Consider the following 21,177-nt stretch of genomic DNA (forward strand, 5'->3'; position numbering starts at 1 on the left):
ATCAGTCATATGAAAACAACAAGTAAACTGATTACTGCGCTCACCTTCTCGTTGCTAGCCAGCAGCGTCATGGCCGCAGTACCTGCGTCGGAAGTCGCAAAGCTGGGCACCAGCCTGACCCCGTTGGGTGGCGAAATGGCCGGTAACTCCGATGGCACCATTCCTGCCTGGACTGGCGGCCTGCCGGTGGATGCGGCGCCGGTGACCAGTAACGGCTTTTTGGGTGATCCGTTCCCGAACGAAAAGCCCAAGTTCATTATCACTGCGCAAAACATGGACCAGTATAAGGACAAGCTTTCTCCGGGCATGATTGCGATGCTCAAGCGTTATCCTGATACGTTCAAGATGCCGGTTTTCGAGACCCATCGTACTGCCACGGTGCCCAAGGACATTCAGGAAAAAGCCAAGATCAGTGCTGCCAAAACTACGCTGGTCGAGGGTGGCAACGGCCTGAAGAACTTTACCGAAAGCCGTTATTATCCGTTCCCGATTCCGCAAAGCGGGGTTGAAGCTGTCTGGAACCACACCACCCGTTATCGCGGGGGCAACCTCAAGCGTCTGTACATCCAGGCTGCGCCACAAACTAACGGCTCGTTCACAGCGGTAAATTTCGAGGATGAAGTGGCTTTCCCGGACTTCATGCCGGACCTAGCGCCAGAACGCGCATCCAACGCCTTGCTGTTCTTCAAGCAGCGCATCACTGCACCGTCGCGTCTGGCCGGTAACGTGTTGCTGGTGCATGACTCGCTTGATCAGGTTAAGGACCCGCGTTCTGCGTGGATCTATAACGCCGGTCAGCGCCGCGTTCGCCGTGCGCCACAGGTAGCGTATGACGGCCCGGGTACTGCGGCTGACGGCTTGCGCACTTCGGATAACTTCGACATGTACAACGGTGCGCCAGATCGTTACGACTGGAAACTGGTGGGCAAGCGCGAAATGTACATCCCGTACAACAACTACCGCATTGCCAGCCCGTCGCTGAAGTACAAGGATCTGCTCTTGGCTGGCCACTCCAACCAGGATCTGGCGCGCTATGAGTTGCACCGTGTATGGGAAGTGCAGGCGACGTTGAAGTCCGGTGAGCGGAATATTTACGCCAAGCGCACCTTCTTCATGGATGAGGACTCCTGGACCATCGTACTCTCTGACTTGTACGACGGTCGCGGCCAGCTGTGGCGCGTCGGTCAGGCGATGATGATGCAGTATTATCAGCGCGAGGTTCCGGCTTTTGCATTTGAGGGCTTGTACGATCTCATCGCTGGCCGCTACATTGTCACTGGCATGAGCAACGAAGAGAAAGAGTTCGTGCAGTTTGGTGTTAAAGCCAGCGCTGCTGACTTCACCCCAGCCGCATTGCGTAACGCCGGGGTACGTTGATCGTAGTGAGTTACCAGTAGCACAACGAAAGGCGGCCTCAGAGCCGCCTTTCCACGAATATCAGCCTGTACCTGAGGGGATGGGTGCAGGCCTTATACTAATAAGAGAGAGGCCAGACCATGCACGACAATGTTCGTGCGTTACCCGGATCGCGTGTGCGAGCGCTGGATGTCAGCTTGCCGCGACTACCCGCCAATCATGTTGCGCGTCCTCGTCTGGTTGAAAGCCTTGTAGGCGAAGACAGCCGCGTCACTCTTATCTGCGCGCCGGCCGGTTATGGCAAGAGCGTGCTGCTCAATGAATGCGTACGCCAAGCCAGTATGGCCACGCGTATTGTCTGGCTTGATTTGCTCGGCCACACCCTTACACCTGATGATTTGCTTGCCCGTCTGGCGGCCTCATTGCAACTGCCGGTCGGCGAGGGCGATGCGCCGACAGAGCTGAGCTTGCTGATTGGCCGGTTGGTGCAGCAGCCGGTGTGGATCATTCTCGATGATTACCCGCGTCAGCCTTGTGCTGAGCTGGACGCCTGCCTCGATCATTTGCTTGAGCGCTCACCGCACACACTGCGCTGGTGGATCGCCGGGCGCAGACGGCCTGAATGGCATCTGCCGCGGCTGCTGTTGCAGGGCGCAATCCAAGAGCGTAATGCGCAGGCACTGGCGCTGAGTATTGATGAATTGTCGGGTTACTTGCAGCAGCTCAAAGCCCCATTGCCGGGCCCGTTGGCTTCCCAGTTGCATCAGTCCACAGAGGGTTGGCTCGCGGGCATTTGCCTGCACCTGATCGAGGGCAATATGGCCGAGTTGGGCCAGCGCCTTGAGGCGGGCTCAGCACTGTTACTCGAATACATCCAGCGCGAAGTGCTCGATGAGTTGTCCGACGAATTGCGCGAAGTGGTGCTGATCCTTGCGCATATACCGCGATTCTCGGCCGCACTTTGCCAGCACATGCTTGAAGTCCACGACGGTGCTCAGGTTATCGAGCAATTGCGTCAGCACCAGCTGTTCTTGTCCCAACTGGATGCGCAAGGTGAGTGGTATTGCCTGTCGCCGGCCTTTGCCAAACAGCTCAAGCTACTCCCGCAATGTCTGCCGCCGTTGCATCAGCACATTCTGGCGTGCCAGTGGTTTGCCCAGCGCGGTGAAGTGCGTGATGCCGTGGAGCATGCCTTGTGTGCGGATCAGCCGGAAACGGCTGCCAGCTATTTGCAGCGCTACGGTGAAGATCAGCTGTTGATTGGTCAGAGTGTTTCTCAGCTGTTGCACTGGCGTGAAGAACTGCCGGCGAGCTTGTTTGCCAGCACTCCGCACCTGATTATTCTGCAAGCCTGGGCGCTGATCATTTGTACCCGCCTCGATGAAGTCGAAGACTGCATTGATGAGCTGGCGCGCTACATGCCGCAGCCATCGGCCAAGCGGCAACAACTGCTGCTGGCCAATTATCAGGTCATCATGGGCGTGTTACACCGTCAGCGCGGCCTTGCCAGTGCACGCCAGCATTGCCTTGAAGCGCTGAGCAAACTGGATGAGCGTGGCTGGTCGCAGCAGGTTCTGTGTCATCAGGCGCTCACCCAGCAGGCGGGCGCAGAGCAAAATCTGGCGCTGGCTGAAGAGCATTGCAATCAGGGGCTGAAACTGGCGCGTGAGCACCGCAACATCCTGTTTGATGCGCTGCTTACCATTGATCAGGTGCACTTGCTGATAATGCGTGGCCAGCGCCAGGTTGCCAAAGAACGCACTGAATATGCCGTGAGCCTCTTGAAGGACGGCGGTATGCGCGGCCCGGTCTATGCGAGGTTGTTGCTCTTGCGCGGCTTGCTGCATGCCGGGCGGGGCGAGCGGATGCAGGCGTGCGAGGCCTTTGAAGCAGGCATACAAGAGGCTGAAACCTGTGAAGATGCCTACTCGTTGCATGGCCATATCGGCCTGGCCGAGTTGTGTTTGCAGGAAGGTCACTTTGAGGCCGCACAGCAGCATCTGCGTAACGCCGAGCAGAAGATGCAGGCGTATCGGGTGCCGCGCATGCGTTATCACGAAGCGTTGAGCCTGGCCAAGGGCCAACTCTGGCTGCATCTGGGTGACGCCGAGAAAGCCCTGAGTGTGTTTACCGAAGTGCGTGAGCATCTGCAGGAGCACAAGTTTTTGGCGCCTTCCGGGTTCTGCAACTTATTGCCGACGTCGCGATTACTGGAGGCGCGAGGCAGGATCGCCACCGGCCAGACGGCGCAAGCATTAGCCGACTTGCAGCAGATGATGCACGAGTTCACCGAATCCGGGCACTTGAGCCTGGCCACTCAGGCGCAAATGCACTGTGCTCAGGCGCTGGAACAGCTCGGTGAGCCGCAGCGCGCGGATCAGGAGTTGTCCGCAGCACTGCTTGAGGCGCAGCGTCAGGAACACTTCAGGCCCGTGCTTGAACTCATGCAATCGCAGCCTCAATGGCTGGAAGATGTGCTGCTACTCAATAGTCAGTTACAACCCTTGCGCCAGCACCTGATCAGCGCCAGTGAGGCAGTGGATACAACCCTGCCATCGAGTGTGCCGGTTCTGAGTAAGCGCGAAATAGCCGTGCTCGACCTGATCGCCAAGGGCTGCTCCAACCAGCAGATAGCCGAGGCCTTGTTCATCTCGCTGCACACAGTTAAATCGCATGCCCGGCGTATCAATACCAAGCTCGGTGTGCAGCGCCGCACGCAAGCGGTGGCGCTGGCCAAAGCTGAAGGATTGATAGGTTAGATAATCCTCAGTGCCCGGTATGAATCTGCTTACCGGGCGAAAGAGGGGTCAAAGATGTGCTGCTGGGGCGCTTGAGGAGTTGATCGGCGCTCGATTAGGTATTCAGCTAGCCATTGCGGATAGCCCCGCAGGGCTATCCGCGGTCCTGTTTAGCACCAAGCTCAAATTAACTTTCACTTGTCAGGGCGCCTTCGATCAATCCATTGGCCAGGTCACCGTACGGGGCGAACATGGCGCGGATGTTGTCATTCTCGCCGCGCTCGAAAATAGCCCGTTGATTCGAGAATTCGTTGAAACCCTCAACGCCATGAAGGCGACCGCTGCCACTTTTGCCGATGCCGCCGAAGGGCAGAGAAGGCATCGCGGCATGCAGTGCGGCAGAATTTACACAGGCACCGCCGGACACGGTCCGCGCCAGCACCCGCTGGGCAATCGCCGGGGTGTCGGTGAACACATAAACGCCCAGCGGGCGCTCACCGGCGTTGATTGTGGCAATGGCCTGATCAATGTCGCGGTAGGTTGTAACCGGCAAGATCGGCCCGAAAATTTCGTTTTGCATCAGCGCCATGTCGTCCGTGACGTTGAGCACCAAGGTCAGCGGCATCTTGCGCGTCGCTTTGTCCGTGGCATCGCCAATGGGAATCAGGGTTGCACCTTTGGCCTGCGCATCGTCCAGATATCCTTGCAGGCGAGCCAGGTGGCGGGCATTGATAATGCCTGTAGTGTCGGCCTCGCTGGCTCCGTGGGCAAATGTTGCATCCATGTGTTGTTGCACCAGCCGAACGAAATTGTCCTGCTCATTTTCCGGCACCAGTGCGTAATCCACTGTCACGCACATCTGTCCGCTTTTGATGGTTTTACAGCCCACAATTTGTTCAATATTTCGGCTGTTCAAGCCGTCGGCGGCCACCAAGGCAGGGCATTTGCCGCCAAGCTCCAGGGTGACTGGCACGAGGTTTTGTGCAGCGCTGATTGCCACTGAACGGCCGACTTCCGTGCTGCCGGTGTACATCAAATGGTCCCAGTTGAGAGTCGGGAAAAACTTGGCCAATTGCAGGCCGCCGGAGATGGCCGCGACCTGATCAATATCAAACGTTGACTTGATCATCTCAAGCGTCAATTCGCTGCAGGCCGGCGTCAGGTCCGACGGTTTGATAATGGCCCGGTTGCCTGCTGCGAGCATTTCAACCACAGGACCAATGCCGATATCGAAGGGGAAGTTCCACGGTGCCATGTTGCCGACCACGCCCTTGGGTTGCGCCAACACATACGCCTTAGCCGTGCCGTAAAGTGCCGGCTCAATGGGCCGTTGTTGCGGTTTCATCCATTCGCCAAGGTTGCTCGCCACATATTGCACGCGACCGGCAACGCCCAGGCATTCAACCAAATCGGCAAATTGGCTCGGGTGCGAGCCAAAGTCTGCAACCAGCGCCTGCTGAATTTTCAGACGGTTGCTGATCATCATATGCGCCAGTGCACCGAGCAATTCCAGCCGCTGATCAAGATCAGGCTGCGGCTGTTCGACAAAGGCTTTCTTCTGTAGCGCAAACACGCGCTGCAACTCAGTGATCGCAACCTCATCCGAGGGCAATGATTGTTCACGTTCGATAAAAGTCATCTGCATTCTCCGCTGTTTAGCGGGCGCGGCGCTGCGCCCATGCGTTATGGCAAAAGGGCTCAGGCGCTCTGCTTGAGTGACGTGGAAGCTGCGTGGGCGCGGGAAAACTTCAGGGCTTTGTCGTCGAGCGTGGTGAACTTCATGCTGAGCAGGTCTTGCAGGTAGTTCTGGTTCTGTTGCCACGGCTGCTGCTTGCCCTGTTTTGGAAACTGCTCCACGGCGCGCAGAATGTAGCCGGACGTCATGTCCAGTAACGGCCGCTGATCCATTTCGCCCGGGGCAATTTGGGGCCGGCATTGGTCGTAATTTTTGCGGCTCATGTAATTGATCAGGCGGCATACAAATTCAGACGACAAGTCCGCACGCAGCGTCCACGAGGCGTTGGTGTAACCCACACACACGGCGGCGTTGGGAATACCGGAGAGCATCAAACCTTTGTAAGAGTAAGTCTGGCCAATGGTTACCGGTGCACCGTCCACCGTCAGTTGCACACCGCCGCAGGCGACCAGCTTCAAACCGGTGGCGCTGACGACAATATCGGCATCCAGACTCTGCCCCGACTCAAGCGTGATACCGGTTGCGGTAAAGCTGCTGATACGGTCGGTGACGATAGAGGCACTTTGTTCACGCAGCGCCGTGAACAAGTCGCCATTAGGCACCAGACACAAGCGCTGATCCCACGGGTTGTAGCTGGGCTTGAAGTGGGTGTCGATGGGAAAGTCTTGCGGCAGGTGTGCGGCGATGCCTTTGCGTAACAGGCGCTTGGCAAATTCAGGCTTGAAGCGAAACAAGCGGTAGATCGCGGTGCTGAGCATTACGTTCTTGAAACGGACGGTTTTATGCACCCAACTGCTGGGTAAAACCTTGCGCATCGCTTTGGCTATCACGTCGTCATCCGGCAGGGACATCACGTAGCTGGGCGAGCGCTGCAACATGGTCACATGCGCGGCCTTTTTCGCCAGTGCAGGCACCAACGTTACGGCGGTAGCACCACTGCCAATCACCACAATGCGCTTGCCGCTGTAGTCGAGGCCCTCGGGCCATTGCTGCGGATGGATCAGTTGCCCGGTGTAGTTTTCCAGCCCGGGGAAATCCGGTTGGTAACCGCCCTCGTAGCTGTAATAACCGCTGCAGACATAGAAGAAGTTACAGCTGTATTGGACAGGTGTGCGCTGCTCGCCGACCTCGATATCCAGTGTCCAGCGGGCCTCATCCGATGACCACGCGGCTGCGATTACGCGGTGGCCGTAGCGAATATTGCTGTCGATGCCAAATTCACGGCTGGTGTCGCGCAGGTATTGGAGGATTTCGCTGCCATCGACGATGCTTTTGTTAGAGGTCCACGGACGAAATGAATAGCCCAGCGTGAACATGTCCGAGTCAGAGCGGATGCCCGGGTAGCGAAACAAATCCCAGGTGCCACCGAGGTCTTCACGTGCTTCGAGAATCGCGTAGGTTTTGCTCGGGCAGTTTTTTTGCAGGTGATAACCCGCGCCAATTCCCGATAGCCCCGCGCCCAAAACTAGAACATCAAAGTGTTTGACTGTCATACGCTCTCTTCCATTCTTGTTATGCGTAAGCGCCTTGCCGGCACTTACATTTCTGGATTGCTACGATGAATTTAAGCATCGTTGCGCTGCATTGTTCTGACTGTTTAAGCTAAGGTGCATACCTTATGTCTGGTAGTCGATTCAAGGCCGATCCATGAAGCGTCAAAGCACCCGTGAGCAAATACTGGCGACCTGCCGAAAACTGTTTAATGGCAAGAGCGTTGCAGCTGTTACCACCGCAGGTATTGCTGAAGCGGTGGGTATCAATGAAGGCAACCTGTATTACTACTTCAAGAAAAAAACCGACATTCTTAACGCCTTGTTCGAACAGTTTGCCGCCGAACAACTCAAGCTGGCTTCTCAGGACCAACACCTGCGCCACTGGTTTGAACTGATGTGGGAGTGGCGCTTTTTTTACCGCGACAGCATGATCATTTTCAGCATGGAGCCGGCGATGCGCCTGCAATTGCAGGACATGTCCGATCAAGTTCAAGCCCGCAGCCGCCGCAAGTTGCAGGAGATGATCAGCCTCGGCCAGTTACGGGCCACCGAGGCGGAGCTTGATGTGTTGCTGGAAAATAGCTGGATCATTTCGACCTACTGGATTGAGTACCTGCACTCCCGCCACGGCATTACCCGCGTGACTAAAAAGCACCTGAGCTGGGGTTATAAACAGATGGCTGCATTGTTTGAGCCTTACCTGATTCGTGCAGATGCAGCCCCGCAAGATACCTTTCTGTCCGCTGAGTAAAGCACCTTACGCAGCGCTCAGTTCTGGGTGGCATTAACGCCTTCTACCTGATCCATCCGGGCGCGCATGATGCGTTGCATCAAGCCCGGTGACAGGCGTTGCAGAATCCAGCCGAGGCCGACTTCTTTCATTGGCGTCAGGCAGAACAGTTTGCCTTTGACCACATCGCGCAATACGTCTTGCGCCACTTGTGTGGGCGACGCGCCTTTCTCTGCGTAATGATTCACCGCCTGCGCCTGGCGTTGTTGTGCGCTGCTGCCACGCATTTTGGTGTTCTTGATAATGGCAGTGTTGATCGTGCCCGGGCACAGAATGGTGATGCCCACGTTGCTGCCATGCAGCTCACCTGCGAGTGATTGCGAGAGACCAACGATTGCATGCTTGGTGGCGCAGTAGGGCGCGGTGCGCGGCATGGGAATAATGCCGGCGCCGGATGCGGTATTGATGATGTGCGCGGGCGAGGTTTGGCTGAGCATGCGCGGCAAAAAGGCATGCAAACCGTGCACGACGCCCATCACGTTAACCTCCATTACCCACTTCCAGTCGGCCAGCTCAGTGTCGATAACCGCACCGGCATGGCCAACACCGGCGTTATTGAACAGCAGATCGACCCGGCCTTCGCGCTGGAATACTTCATTGGCAAATGCGCCCACTGCATCCGCATCGGTTACATCCAGTGCGTACGCCACGGCGTCTGTCAGTGATGCGGCGGTTTGCTCGGCGGCGCTGAGGTTGATGTCGATGCAATACACCCGGCTGCCGTTGGCGCTGAGCTGCTCTGCGATGGCCCGGCCAATACCTGAACCTGCGCCGGTGACCACCGCGATCTTATTGTTGTAATAGTGCGTCAGCTTCGACATTGGCTATCTCCTGAGCGGTTATAAGCGCGCAAATACGCAGCTATCCGGGTTTTTATTATTTAAGGTGTTTACCTTATTTATAATGAGATTAGCCTATACGGATTTCCTCTGCCAATAGTCCCGCTCACGCGCATATAGCGCTATGCGTTCGATGAATGATCAAGAGGAAATGAGCGGCGGCAGGATCGACACAGCCGCCGCTGGCCATTGCAGCCAGCGGCGGTTTATCTGAGGCGGGCTAGGCGTGCATCGCCATTTTTTGCAGCTGGTGCTTGAGCACTTTGCCGCTCGCCGCCGCCGGCAGTGAGCTGAGAATGCGCACCTCGCCGGGCCGTTTGTACGGCGCCAGTTGTGCGGCGAGAAACGCCTGTAATGCCGCCAGATCGAAGGTTTCGGGTGCCAGCACCTGAATGAATGCCACCACTTCTTCGTTGCCGTCCACTGCGCGGCCGACCACCGCCGACATGACCACGCCGGGGTAGGCATTGAGCGCCGCTTCGACTTCTGGCGGGTAAACATTGAAGCCCGAGCGGATGATCAGCTCCTTGCTGCGCCCGACAATAAACAGCGCACCGTCGGCGTCCGCACGGGCTAAATCGCCGGTATTGAACCAGCCCTCAGCATCGATAACGGCGGCCGTTTGCTGTTCTGCGCGGTAATAGCCTTTCATCACGTTCGGCCCGCGTACCCATAATTCGCCCACTTCGCCTGGCGCAACGGGTGCGCAGCGCTGGCTATTCAGCAGGCGCACCTCAACGCCGTCTATCGGCGGGCCGACAGACGTATCCCGGCGCGGTTGATCAACGCGGGTATGGCTGATGGTCGGCGAGCTTTCGGTCAACCCGTAGCCGTTGTGCAGCGCGCAGCCGAAACGTTGCTCGACCGTGTCTTTCAGCGTCTGGTCGAGGGGCGATCCTCCTGCATACATAAAGCGCAGTGTGGGGGCACGCAGTTCGATGTGCTGCGTGTCTGCCAACTCTAACGCCTTGGCAAACATGGCAGGCACGCCGAGCATCATGCTGATATTGTCGTTCGCCAGCGCGCGGATCATCTTGGCGGGGTCAAAGCGCGCTTCCAGATGCTGCGAACAGCCGGCGTACAAACTGGCCAAACACACCGACGACAAGCCGAATACGTGCGAGAACGGCAACACCGCAAACACGCTGTCGGCCTCGGTAAGCTTGCGCATGGTGCGCGCGGTATCGGCGACGAACATCAGATTACGGTGGGTCAGCATCACACCTTTCGGGGCGCCGGTGGTGCCGGTGGTGTAAATCATCGCAGCCACCTGCATTGCGGGATCGGCGTGAACCGGCTCCGGCGCACATGCGTCATTCAGCGGCCCAAGGTGATAGCTGCCGAGCAGGGCCGATTGGCGAATCTGTGCGCCTGCACGCTCGGCATGGGCTGCTGCGTCCGTTGAGACAGCGCTGCTGAACAACACGCGCCGCGCCGCGCAGTGCTGGCGAATCGTTTCTATTTCCCCGGCAGACAGGCGCGCATTGATGATGACCGCCCACGCGTCGAGCTGGCTCGCCGCGAGAATGGCGGCGACCAGCAAGCGGCTGTTTTCCGCTACCAGCATGACGCGGTCGCCAGCGCGCACACCTTCATCGCGCAAGGTCTGGGCGAGTTCCTGGACGGCGTCGCGCAGCATCGCGAAAGTCATCAGCTCGCCTTGCTCATACAAGGCGGGCGCGGCGTCCGGATGGGTTGCGATTATGTGGTGCAGTCGTTGGGGTAATGCCGCTAGCCTGGCGCTGAGCGACATCATTTCAGTGTTGCTCCGCGCGGCGGATTAAATTTCGCGCAATCACCAATTGCTGGATTTGCGTGGTGCCCTCGTAGATGCGGAACAGGCGTACGTCGCGGTAGAAACGCTCAATGCCGTATTCACTGACGTAACCGGCACCGCCGAATATCTGCACGGCACGGTCGGCTACACGGCCGCACATCTCTGAGGCGAACATCTTGCAGCACGAGGCTTCCATCGAAACATCTTGCTTGAGGTCACGCTTGCGCGCCGCGTCGAGCACCATGCAGCGCGCCGCGTAAATATCGGCCTGGCTGTCGGCGAGCATTGCCTGAATCAATTGGAACTCAGCCAGTGGTTGGCCAAACTGTTTGCGCTCCAGTGCGTAATCCAGCGCGTCTTTCAGCATGCGCTCCGCAGCGGCAACGCAAACGGCAGCAATGTGCAGGCGGCCTTTATCGAGCACTTTCATCGCGGTTTTGAAGCCAACGCCTTCGACGCCGCCAATCAGATTTTCGGCTGGCACGCGGCAGTCTTCGAAGATCACATCGCAGGTGTGCGCGCCTTTCTGGCCCATCTTCTGATCAATCTTGCCCAGCGATAAGCCTGGCGTTCCGGCCTCGACGATAAACGCTGAAATTCCGCCCGCGCCTTTGATGTCTGGATTGGTGCGCGCCATCACGGTGAAAATACCTGCTTGCGGCGCATTGGTAATGAAGCGTTTGGTGCCATTGAGCACGTAATGGTCGCCGTCGCGCACGGCGGTGGTGCGCAGCGAGGCCGCGTCAGAGCCAGACCCCGGCTCGGTCAAGGCAAACGAGCCGACCAATTCGCCCGTGGCCATGCGCGGCAAATAGCGCTGTTTTTGTGCGGGGGTGCCGTCAATGATCAAGCCCTGCGAGCCGATGCCATTGTTGGTGCCGATCAACGAGCGGAATGCCGGCGAGGTGCGTCCCAGCTCAAACGCCACCATCACTTCCTCTTCCATGGTCAGGCTCATGCCGCCGTATTCTTGCGGCAGACACATGCCAAACAGGCCCATCTCGCGCATGTCCGCGATGATGTCGTCAGGGATGTGATCGTTTTCAGCGACCTCAGCCTCATTCGGCATCAGGCGTTCGCGGACAAAGCGAGACAGATTATCGAGCAGCAGATTGAGCGTTTCCTGATCGTTGATCATTGTCGACCTCTTATTGGAATTGTCGGCCTATAGTGGCCTCGACGTTACGAACCAGATGAACCAGGCGTGGCCCTAAATCGTCCTCCAGCATGTGCTGGCGCAGCACAAATGCCGGGCCGCCCACGCTGAACGCAACGACCCCGGAGCCGTCTGGCTTTATCAGGGGGACTCCGGCGGCGTTGATGTCTTTTTGCCAATCTCCGCAGGCAAGGCAGAAGCCAAAATCCTGATAGTGACGGAAGGCTTTCTCTAACTGATCGCGAGTCTCAGACCATTGCTCGCCTGCGCGCTGGCGCAATTGATCGAGCAACAAGTCTCGCTCTGCATCCGGCAGGGCGGCGAGGTAGGCGCGGCCCATCGCGGTGCTGGCCATGGGAATGCGCGAGCCTATGTCCAGTCTCAGCGTCAGCGGCCCCTGGCCTTGGCAATTTTCGGTGTAAACCATGCTGAGGCGGTCACGGGCGCCAAGCGATACTGAGCTCTGCGATTGCTCTGCCAGTTCCTGCATCAGTGGGCGCGCCTGACGGCGAATATCCAGCCCGTTGAGATGGGCATAACCAAGTGCCAGTACGCCGGTGTCGAGTGCGTATTTGCCCAAGCTGGCGACGTGTTGCAAATAGCCCAGACGCGACAGGGTGTAGGTCAGCCGCGACACGGTGGCCTTGGGTAAACCGCTGCGTTTGGCCAGTTCCTGATTGCCCAGCAGCTGCTCGCCGGGGCGGAAACAGCGCAACAATTCCAGGCCTCGTGCTAATGCTGTGACGAACTGACGGTCCTGCTCAAGGCTTTGGTTATCGAGTTCGTTGTCGATCTGCTGGCGGTTATCCATTGTCGTTCCTTGGGCGTCAGGTGAGCTTTCTGGCGCTGGCGTTGATGCTGGCACAGGCTGAGAAAGTGAGTCAATAAATTAAAACTCAGTTTCGCATAGCGGAATTTAAGAGTTCAATCGAAAGTTGGCAGGTGCATATCGCGTGACTGAATACGCGGTATTCATAGCGTTTATTGGCGATCAATCCGCCTGCGAAGCCGCAACGAGTTGCGTAGGCTAAATCCATGAAGCAAAACTTCATTCCGCTGTGCGAAACAATAATAATCAAGCCAAGAGGTCGATTATGAGTGAGGTACTTCTCGAGCGCCCATCACCAGGCGTGGCCCTGATCCGACTCAATCGGCCCGAGGCGCGTAACGCCCTGAGCCAATCCGTGCGCGAACAACTGGCGGCGCACTTCACTGTGCTCAGCAACGCTGCCGATGTGCGTTGCATCGTGCTGACCGGGGGCGAGGAGGTATTCGCTGCGGGTGCCGACATCCGCGATATGGCCGAGCGCGGCGCGGTGGAAATGCTGCTGCGCAATACTCATCGGCTCTGGGCTGCCATCGCCCAATGCCCTAAACCTGTGGTGGCGGCGGTGAATGGCTACGCCTTGGGCGGCGGCTGTGAACTGGCGATGCATGCCGACATTATTGTCGCGGGCGAGGGCGCCAGTTTCGGCCAGCCAGAGGTGCGGGTTGGGATTATGCCGGGAGCGGGTGGAACCCAGCGGCTGACGCGCGCAGTCGGCAAATTTCAGGCGATGCACATGCTGCTGACCGGTTTGCCGGTGAAGGCGGCCGACGCCCTGCGCATGGGGCTGGCCAGTGAAGTGGTGGCGGATGACCAAGTGCAGGCGCGGGCGCTGGCCTTGGCTGAATTGATCGCCAGCATGCCGCCGCTGGCGGTGATGCAAATCAAAGAGGTGCTGCTGGCAGGGCAGGATGCCTCGCTGGAGGCGGCGATGATGCTGGAGCGCAAATCCTTCCACCTGTTGTTCGACTCGGCCGACCAGAAAGAGGGCATGCAGGCCTTTCTGGAGAAGCGCAAACCTGTGTATGTGGGAGCATGAGCATGGCCAATCGAGATATTCGGCAAATGGCCGTGGTGGGTGCTGGCGTGATGGGCGCCGGCATTGCGCAAATTGCATCACTCGCGGGCGTCGAGGTGTTGCTGTTTGATGTGCGTGAAGGCGTTGCGCAATCCGCTAAGCAAAGCATTATCGCCACGCTGGAACGGCTCGTCGGCAAAGGCAAACTCGACGCCGCCAGCGCACTTTTGGCGGCTCAGCGATTACGCAGCGTTAGCCACATCTCTGAACTGAGTGATTGCCAGTTGGTGGTCGAAGCCATTGTTGAAAACCTCGAGGCCAAGCGTGCGCTGTTTGCAGAGCTTGAAGAGGTCGTTGCGGAGGATTGTTTGCTGGCGACGAATACTTCATCGCTGTCCGTTACCGCCATCGCGGCCAAATGCCGGGTACCGGCGCGTATAGGCGGTTTCCACTTCTTCAACCCGGTGCCGCTGATGAAAGTGGTCGAGGTTATCGACGGCCTGCAAAGCGCGGCGTGGGTTGGTGAAAGACTGCTGGCGCTGGGCCAACGCTTTGGCCACGTGGCCGTGCGCGCCAAAGACACCCCGGGTTTTATCGTCAATCACGGTGGTCGCGGCTACGGCACAGAGGGCATGCGCATTCTCAGTGAGTCTGTACTCGAACCCGCAGACCTCGACCGAATCCTCTGTGAGCACGCCGGATTTCGCATGGGCCCGTGTGCGCTATTTGATCTTACCGGTCTGGATGTTTCGCATCCGGTCACCGAGTCGCTCTATGCGCAGTATTACCAGGAGCCGCGTTATCGGCCAACGGTGATCACCAAGCAGCTTTACGATGCCGGTTTGCTCGGGCGCAAAACCGCGCAGGGTTTCTATGGCTATGTCGACGGTGTCGCGCAAATCCCTGACGAGGCACCGGCCCCGCAGGTCGAATGCATGCCGCCAGTGTGGGTCAGTCATGCCCGGGCGGATGCACGTGATGCCGTGGTGCAACTGCTTACTGTGCTGGGCGCAACCCTTGAACATGGCGCCCAACCCAGCGCCGATGCGCTGATAGTTGTGCTGCCGCTGGGCGACGATGCCACCTCCAGCGCGCTAAACGAAGGGCTTGATCCGCAGCGCAGCGTGGCGCTCGACACTCTGTTGCCGCTGGCGCGTCGGCGTGTGTTGATGACCACGGTTGTGACTTTGCCACACTGGCGCGACTGCGCTCATGCGCTGTTCAGCCGCGATGGTATGGCGGTGAGCGTGATCCGCGACAGTGCCGGTTTCGTCTCGCAACGGGTGTTGGCGCAGGTGATCAATGTGGCCTGTGACATGGCCCAGCAACGCGTGGCCACGCCGACTGATATCGATCAGGCCATTCGCCTTGGGCTGGGTTATCCACAAGGGCCGCTTAGCTGGGGCAACGCCATTGGCGCGCAGACAATTTTGCAGATCCTCGAGCAGCTGCACAGCTTCTACCTCGATCCGCGCTACCGCCCCAGCCCGTGGCTTAAACGCCGGGCAAAGCTTGAGTTGTCTCTGCTTAGCTGCGAGGCGTAAGTGCTTTGCTGCCGGTGCTGCAGTGGTTAGCTGGCGAGCGTTGCCGATGGGTTATCGGTGAGCAGTGCGCCGAAACCATTCGGCCGGTGCACGCAGTTACTCAGTTGCAACACGTGCCAGAACAAGGCCTGATTGCTTGAAATAACCGGTATGCCAAGGCGCCGCTCCAGTCGCTCGAGAATCTCCAGGGTGTGCAAGTTGGTGCACGATAAAAACAAGGCATCGGCTGGGTTATTGCGCAGCAGTTGCTCTGCCGCACGCTCAATAGCGGGTGCTGGTATGCGCGGGATTTGCGCGTCTTCAAGCACGCCAAAGGTACCAAAGGCGCTGATGGTTAAACCGGCCTGGCGCAGCCCCTGAAAAATCGGGTAGTTCACCTCGCTGATGTAAGGCGTGAGCACGGCAACTTTGCGCGCGCCAAGCGCGCGTAACGCCGCTTTGACAGCACTCCACGGATTGGTCACGGGGACGCCCGGGCGAACGCTGTTGATCAGCGCGCCGACTTCCTGCTCACCAATCAACATGCTCCCCGATGTGCAGCCAAAGGCGATCACATCCAGTGGCAAACCGGGCACCAGAAGGCTGGTTGAGTGGCTCAAGCCCTGGCTCATGGCGCGCAAGCCGCCGGGCGTGACGGTTGGGCTGCAGGGCGTGCGAGTGCTGTACAACTCCACGCGCTCGCCAAGCAGTTGGCGCCACTCATTTTCCAGAGTGAAGTCGCTGGCAAGCTGGACCAGGCCGACTCTTACGCGGCCATCGTCCTGATTACTCTGGTGTTCAAAGTGTTGCTGCAATGCCTGAAACTCGGCAAAGGTTTCGATCATTTCAGGCGCCCTCAAGCAAGCGTGCTGCGTAGTTGGCAATGGCTGTGTCTTGCACACCGGTGCCGGTGAGGTCGCACACGGTAATCTGCTGATCATTGCTGCGGGCGATCTGCTGATTGCAGATCAAGTTACCGAGTTCGAATACTTCGCGCTGCAAGTCGGGCGAGTGGTGCAGTTCACCCAATGCGCGTGACTGACTGAGGCGATCGACTACCAGCACATCGGCGTTGGCCAGAATGCTCGCCTGCAACTCGTTTTTATGCGGGTTATCCGAGCCCATTGCCGTCACATGGACGCCTTCGGGTAAATCAGCCCAATGCAAAACCGGCTCGCGCGCCGGAGTGGTGGTGACCACAATATCGGCTTGTTTACAGGCGCTGGCAGCGCTGTCGTGAACGCTCACTGAAAGGCCGTAAGACGTTTGCATATGCGCCGCGTAGGTTTCAGCCTTGTGACGATCGCGGCTGTACACATGTACCTCGCGGATATCGCGAACCAGTCGTAAGGCTGCAACCTGCAACTCGGCTTGCAGTCCCGCACCGATTACCGCAACCGATTGCGCATTGCTGCGCGACAAGTGCTTGGCCGCAATTGCGCCTGCCAATGCGGTGCGGATATCGGTCAGGTAGCCTTCATCGAACAACACGGCATCAACCAGGCCGGTCTTGGCTGAGAACAGCAGCATCAATCCGTTAAGGCTGGGCAGGCCAAGCGCTGGGTTGTCGAAGAAACCGGGGCTGATCTTGATCGCGAAGCGCGGCCAGCCACGGATATGCGCCGTCTTCACGTCGACCTCGCCATTGCTCTCGGCGATGTTCATGCTGAGAATCGGCGGCATCTCGACTTCACCACGGCCGAGTGCTGCAAACCCGGCTTCAACCGCTTCGAGCGCAGCAGCATCCAGCTTGACCTGATCGGCAATTTGCTGGCGATTATAAATGTGCATGGTCATTCTCTCCGGCCAGCCGACAGGCTTGAGCAAAGGTCTTTTGGGATACGTTCTGGCCGCTGATAACCAGCGCCACGCGCCGCCCACGCAGGTCGATTTGATGTTGTTCAACGGCGGCAATACCCACGGCCGCAGCGCCCTCGACGATGAGCTTTTCCTGATTGAACAGGTGCAGCATGGCGCGGGCGATTTGCGCCTCATCAACCCGGTAGCCACGGTCCATGTAGCGTTGGGTCATGGCGAAGCTCCAGGCGTTATCAAGGCCAATGCCGCCGCCCAGACTGTCAGCCAGCGAGGCGACCTCGCCAACCTGAACCGGATGGCCGGCGCTGAGGCTTTCGAGCATCGCGGCTCCTTCATTCATGCTCACGCCGATGACCTGAGCCTGTGGGTTGATGGTCTTTACCGCCAAGCCAATACCGGCAATCAATCCGCCACCGGAGAGTCCGGCAAACACGGTGTCGATCTCGGGCTGTTGCTCCATGATCTCAAGGCCGCAGGTGCCTTGCCCGGCGATCACCAGCGGGTCATCGAAGGGCGAGATATAGGCCAGACCGTTCTCGTGTTGCAGGCGCCGCGCTTGAGTGTCGGCATCATCCTGAGTGGCGCCGTGAATCACCACGTCGGCACCGGCAAGGCGCAACGCTTCGACTTTGTTGTCTGGCACCAGATGAGAAATGCACACCTTCACGGGAATGCCGAGATGCTGCCCGGCGTAGGCCAGTGCCCGGCCAAAGTTGCCGGTCGACATGGTTACCACGCCGCGTTCGCGCTGCTCAGCTTCAAGCCCCGACAGTGCATTGACTGCGCCGCGCAATTTAAACGCGCCGGTGGGCTGCAGGTTGTCGAGCTTCAGCCAGACCTCGCAGTTCCAGCGACGCGACAGGCTTTCACTGCGCAACAAAGGCGTGCGCTCGGCCAGTGTGGCGATCCGTTGGCGCGCCAGATAAATGTCTTTGAGGGTCAGTTCGGCTTGCATGTTTATCCTCATCTCGCAAAGACCGGCGACTCGCATGAGAGGCCGGTCTTTGTGCGTTGGCGGTTATTACTTGGCTTGCCAGTCACCGCTGGTGATCAGCTTGTCGGTCACCTTGTTTACCGCACGCTCGGCGCGGGCAACGATGTCATCAACCTCGTCGCGAGTGACCACCAGTGGCGGCGCAAAACCCAGAATGTCACCGTGCGGCATGGCGCGGGCGATCAGTCCTTCTTCGAGGCAGGCAGCGGAGATTTGCGCGCCGACCTTGAGGTTCGGGTCGAAGTGCTGACGCTTGCTGCGGTCGCTGGAAAACTCCAGTGCTGCGAGCAGGCCGATGCCGCGGGCTTCGCCCACCAGCGGGTGATCGCCGAAGGTTTGCTGCATCCGTTGCTTCAAGTACGCGCCGGTGTCGCGGGCATTGCCGGTGAGGTTTTCGCGGTCGATGATGTTCAGGTTGGCGATGGCCGAGGCAATGCCCATCGGGTGACCGGAGTAGGTGTAGCCGTGACCGATGGCGCCATAGGTGTCGGTGCCTTGCTCCAACACCTGCCACACACGCTCGCCGACAATCACCCCGGACAACGGCTGATACGCCGAGGTCAGGCCCTTGGCGACGGTGATCAGGTCCGGCTTCATTTCGTAGTACTGCGAACCAAAGTCCACACCCAACCGGCCGAAACCGCAGACCACTTCATCGGCAATCAGCAGGATGTCGTACTTATCCAGCACCTTGCGGATTTCAATCCAGTAGCCTTTTGGCGGCGGCACGATACCGCCAGTGCCCAGCACTGGTTCACCGATCATTGCGGCAACGGTATCCGGACCTTCGGCGAGAATCATTTCTTCGAGTTTTTGCGCGCAGTAAACCGAGAACTCTTGCTCACTCATCGCGTCATCTTCGCGACGATAGTAGACCGGCGCAACGGTGTGTTTGATGCGCTCCAGCGGCAGGTCGAAGTGGGCGTGGAACACCGGCAGGCCGGTCATCGAACCGGATGCAATGCTCGAACCGTGATAGCCACGGTCACGCGAGATGACCTTCTTCTTCTCTTTGCGGCCAAGGATATTGTTGTAGTACCAAACCAGCTTGAGTTGGGTTTCGTTGGCATCCGAGCCGGACATGCCGTAATAGACTTTGCTCATGCCCTGGCCTGCGAGCTTGACGATGCGCTCAGACAACTGCGCCATGCCTTCGGTCGTGTGGCCAACATAGGTGTGGTAGTACGCGAGCTGCTTGGCTTGCTCGTAAATGGCTTCGGCCATTTCGGTGCGGCCATAGCCAATGTTTACGCAATACAGGCCGGCAAAGCCGTCGATGAATTCGTTGCCCAGCGAGTCCTGAATGCGGATGCCTTGCGCGCCGGTAATGATCCGCGCCGGGCTTTCGCCGTGGGCGTGCTGCTTGAGATGAGTCGAGGCGTGGAACACATTCTGGCGGTCGATCTCGATAATTTTCTGGGTGTCGAGGGTCATGATAATGTCCTTTGTCGATAGGTATTTAATTGGCGCGCAGCGAGCCGGGCGCGATTAACATCCGCTGACACTGGGCAAATTGCCCAGGCAGTAGTATTTGATTTGGCTGTATTCATCGAGGCCGTGGCTGGAGCCTTCGCGGCCGAGACCGGATTGCTTGACGCCACCAAACGGCACGGGTGGGCCAGTCATCTTCACGGAGTTGACGCTGACCATGCCGAACTCCAGCCCGCGCATCAGTTGCCAGATTTGGCGAATGTCGTAGCCGTAAACGTACGCGGCAAGGCCGTACTCGGTGTCATTGGCCTGGCCGATTAATTGCTCGATGTTGTCCCAGGCCAATACGCCGGCCACCGGTGAGAAATTCTCTTCGCGGTAAACGCGCATCCCGGCGGTTACGTCGGCCAGCAGCGTCGGTACGAAGTAGTTGCTGCCCGGCGCCTGGCTCTGATCGCCGGCCAGCAGGCGCGCGCCTTTGGCAACGGCGTCATCAACGATTTCCTGAGCTTTGGTTACGGCCTTGCGATTGATCAGCGGGCCTTGATTGACGCCACGAATCAAACCGTTGCCCAGAGTGAGTTCGCCCATGCGCCGGGCAAATGCCTGTAGGAAGTCCTCATACAGCGAGCGGTGTACGAATATCCGATTAGCCGCGAGGCAATCCTGGCCAGTGGTCTGGAATTTGGCGTCGATCGCCGCTTGCGCAGCCTGCTCGACATCCATATCGGGCAATACAATAAACGGCGCATTGCCGCCCAGCTCCATTGAGCATTTCTTCACGGTGGCGGCAGATTGCTCCAGCAGCAGACGGCCCACGCGGGTGGAGCCGGTGAATGACAATGCCTTGACCTTGTCACTGGCGCAAAGCACCTGCGAAACCATTTCCGGCTCACCGGTGATGATGTTGAAAACACCCGCCGGTAAGCCCGCACGTTCTGCCAGTTCAGCTAACGCCAGTGCGGAGAACGGTGTTTCACCGGCAGGCTTGACCAGCACCGTGCAACCAGCCGCCAGCGCTGCGGCGGCTTTACGGGTGATCATCGCGCAGGGAAAGTTCCACGGTGTAATCAACGCTGCCACGCCAATCGGCTCGCGCACGGTGCCCAGTTGCGCGTTGTTGATGTGGCTCGGGATGGTTTCGCCGTATGCGCGGCGCGCCTCTTCGGCAAACCAGCGGATAAATGAGGCGGCGTAGTCGATTTCGCCCAGCGCTTCAAACAATGGCTTGCCTTGCTCCAGCGTCATCAGCCGGGCCAGGTCTTGTTTGTTTTCCAGCAGCAGGTCGTGCCACTTGCCGAGTATCTCGCCACGCGCATCCAGCGACAGCGCACGCCACGCAGGGAAGGCGGCGTGTGCAGCATCAATGGCCTGAACAATTTGTGTTTCATCGAGTTGGGTGCAGCGGCCGATGACTTCATCAGTAGCCGGATTGAGTACGGCCTCATCGCGACCGGACGTGCCTGCGGTCCATTTGCCATTGATATAGGCGAGCTGACGAATCAGCCGTGGATCTTCGAAGTTGTGCATGCAAAGCATCCTCTCTACTGGCCTGCCACACAGCGTGTCGGTGCAGGGCGTGGTGCGTGGTTACGGCTTCCACTTTAGGGGGGATTGGCGATGGATTTTTTCTTTTGAGCGGGGTTGGGCCTGTGGTTTTTTTGCTTTGAAGGGCCCGCACATGGTGTTTTTTTGGTGGGGCATTTAGCGCCTTGCGGAACA

At 58.5% G+C, this 21,177-nt stretch carries 16 protein-coding genes; 5 read left to right on the plus strand and 11 right to left on the minus strand.

Translation table 11 applies throughout. The annotated features are described in order from the left end of the window. Positions 1-9 precede the first annotated feature (9 nt). Positions 10-1,377, plus strand: coding sequence for a DUF1329 domain-containing protein (locus tag FEZ62_RS05840; RefSeq protein ID WP_172927118.1), 1,368 nt, complete (start codon positions 10-12; stop codon positions 1,375-1,377). A 119-nt stretch (positions 1,378-1,496) separates the two neighbouring features. Next, the gene (locus tag FEZ62_RS05845) at positions 1,497-4,115 is read left to right on the plus strand and encodes a LuxR C-terminal-related transcriptional regulator (RefSeq protein WP_172927119.1); all 2,619 of its coding nucleotides are present in this window, start codon (positions 1,497-1,499) and stop codon (positions 4,113-4,115) included. Between the two features lie 166 nt (positions 4,116-4,281). Here FEZ62_RS05845 and FEZ62_RS05850 read toward each other — a convergent pair whose 3' ends face one another. Next, positions 4,282-5,733, minus strand: a complete 1,452-nt coding sequence (locus tag FEZ62_RS05850) for an aldehyde dehydrogenase family protein (RefSeq protein WP_172927120.1) — start codon at positions 5,731-5,733, stop codon at positions 4,282-4,284. 59 nt (positions 5,734-5,792) lie between these two features. Then, the gene (locus FEZ62_RS05855; protein ID WP_172927121.1) at positions 5,793-7,283 is read right to left on the minus strand and encodes an NAD(P)/FAD-dependent oxidoreductase; all 1,491 of its coding nucleotides are present in this window, start codon (positions 7,281-7,283) and stop codon (positions 5,793-5,795) included. Positions 7,284-7,437: 154 nt separating this feature from the next. Here FEZ62_RS05855 and FEZ62_RS05860 point away from each other — a divergent pair, with 154 nt between their 5' ends. Further along, the gene (locus tag FEZ62_RS05860) at positions 7,438-8,034 is read left to right on the plus strand and encodes a TetR/AcrR family transcriptional regulator (protein WP_090515006.1); all 597 of its coding nucleotides are present in this window, start codon (positions 7,438-7,440) and stop codon (positions 8,032-8,034) included. A gap of 17 nt (positions 8,035-8,051) precedes the next feature. Here FEZ62_RS05860 and FEZ62_RS05865 read toward each other — a convergent pair whose 3' ends face one another. From FEZ62_RS05865 to FEZ62_RS05880, 4 genes are all read right to left on the minus strand, one after another. Continuing rightward, on the minus strand, positions 8,052-8,894 hold the full coding sequence (locus FEZ62_RS05865) for an SDR family NAD(P)-dependent oxidoreductase (protein WP_172927122.1): 843 nt from the start codon (positions 8,892-8,894) through the stop codon (positions 8,052-8,054). Between the two features lie 238 nt (positions 8,895-9,132). Next, positions 9,133-10,668, minus strand: a complete 1,536-nt coding sequence (locus FEZ62_RS05870; protein WP_172927123.1) for a class I adenylate-forming enzyme family protein — start codon at positions 10,666-10,668, stop codon at positions 9,133-9,135. Position 10,669: 1 nt separating this feature from the next. Then, complete coding sequence (locus FEZ62_RS05875) at positions 10,670-11,827, minus strand: acyl-CoA dehydrogenase family protein (RefSeq protein ID WP_172927124.1); 1,158 nt, start codon at positions 11,825-11,827, stop codon at positions 10,670-10,672. Between the two features lie 10 nt (positions 11,828-11,837). Next, positions 11,838-12,656, minus strand: a complete 819-nt coding sequence (locus FEZ62_RS05880) for an IclR family transcriptional regulator (RefSeq protein ID WP_172927125.1) — start codon at positions 12,654-12,656, stop codon at positions 11,838-11,840. Between the two features lie 283 nt (positions 12,657-12,939). Here FEZ62_RS05880 and FEZ62_RS05885 point away from each other — a divergent pair, with 283 nt between their 5' ends. Together FEZ62_RS05885 and FEZ62_RS05890 are read left to right on the plus strand one after the other, a co-directional pair. Then, entirely contained in the window at positions 12,940-13,710 is a 771-nt protein-coding gene (locus tag FEZ62_RS05885; RefSeq protein ID WP_172927126.1) for an enoyl-CoA hydratase, read from the plus strand. Between the two features lie 2 nt (positions 13,711-13,712). Beyond that, complete coding sequence (locus tag FEZ62_RS05890; protein WP_172927127.1) at positions 13,713-15,233, plus strand: 3-hydroxyacyl-CoA dehydrogenase; 1,521 nt, start codon at positions 13,713-13,715, stop codon at positions 15,231-15,233. A 26-nt stretch (positions 15,234-15,259) separates the two neighbouring features. On the opposite strand, the gene FEZ62_RS05895 is transcribed toward FEZ62_RS05890, so the two are convergent. The 5 genes from FEZ62_RS05895 to FEZ62_RS05915 all read right to left on the minus strand — a co-directional run bounded on the left by FEZ62_RS05895 (position 15,260) and on the right by FEZ62_RS05915 (position 20,985). Then, positions 15,260-16,057: an aspartate/glutamate racemase family protein gene (locus tag FEZ62_RS05895; RefSeq protein ID WP_172927128.1), complete on the minus strand. Its 798-nt coding sequence runs from the start codon at positions 16,055-16,057 to the stop codon at positions 15,260-15,262. Position 16,058: 1 nt separating this feature from the next. Further along, positions 16,059-17,003, minus strand: coding sequence for a cyclodeaminase (locus tag FEZ62_RS05900; protein WP_150548353.1), 945 nt, complete (start codon positions 17,001-17,003; stop codon positions 16,059-16,061). Next, on the minus strand, positions 16,990-17,985 hold the full coding sequence (gene eutB, locus FEZ62_RS05905; RefSeq protein ID WP_172927129.1) for a hydroxyectoine utilization dehydratase EutB: 996 nt from the start codon (positions 17,983-17,985) through the stop codon (positions 16,990-16,992). The genes FEZ62_RS05900 and eutB overlap by 14 nt, the downstream gene beginning before the upstream one ends. Before the next feature lie 66 nt (positions 17,986-18,051). Beyond that, positions 18,052-19,458, minus strand: coding sequence for an aspartate aminotransferase family protein (locus FEZ62_RS05910; RefSeq protein WP_172927130.1), 1,407 nt, complete (start codon positions 19,456-19,458; stop codon positions 18,052-18,054). A gap of 54 nt (positions 19,459-19,512) precedes the next feature. Beyond that, positions 19,513-20,985, minus strand: coding sequence for an NAD-dependent succinate-semialdehyde dehydrogenase (locus FEZ62_RS05915; RefSeq protein ID WP_242454904.1), 1,473 nt, complete (start codon positions 20,983-20,985; stop codon positions 19,513-19,515). Between the last annotated feature and the right edge of the window lie 192 nt (positions 20,986-21,177).

It is taken from the genome of Pseudomonas sp. MS19, assembly GCF_013277615.1.
GTDB lineage: Bacteria > Pseudomonadota > Gammaproteobacteria > Pseudomonadales > Pseudomonadaceae > Aquipseudomonas > Aquipseudomonas marincola.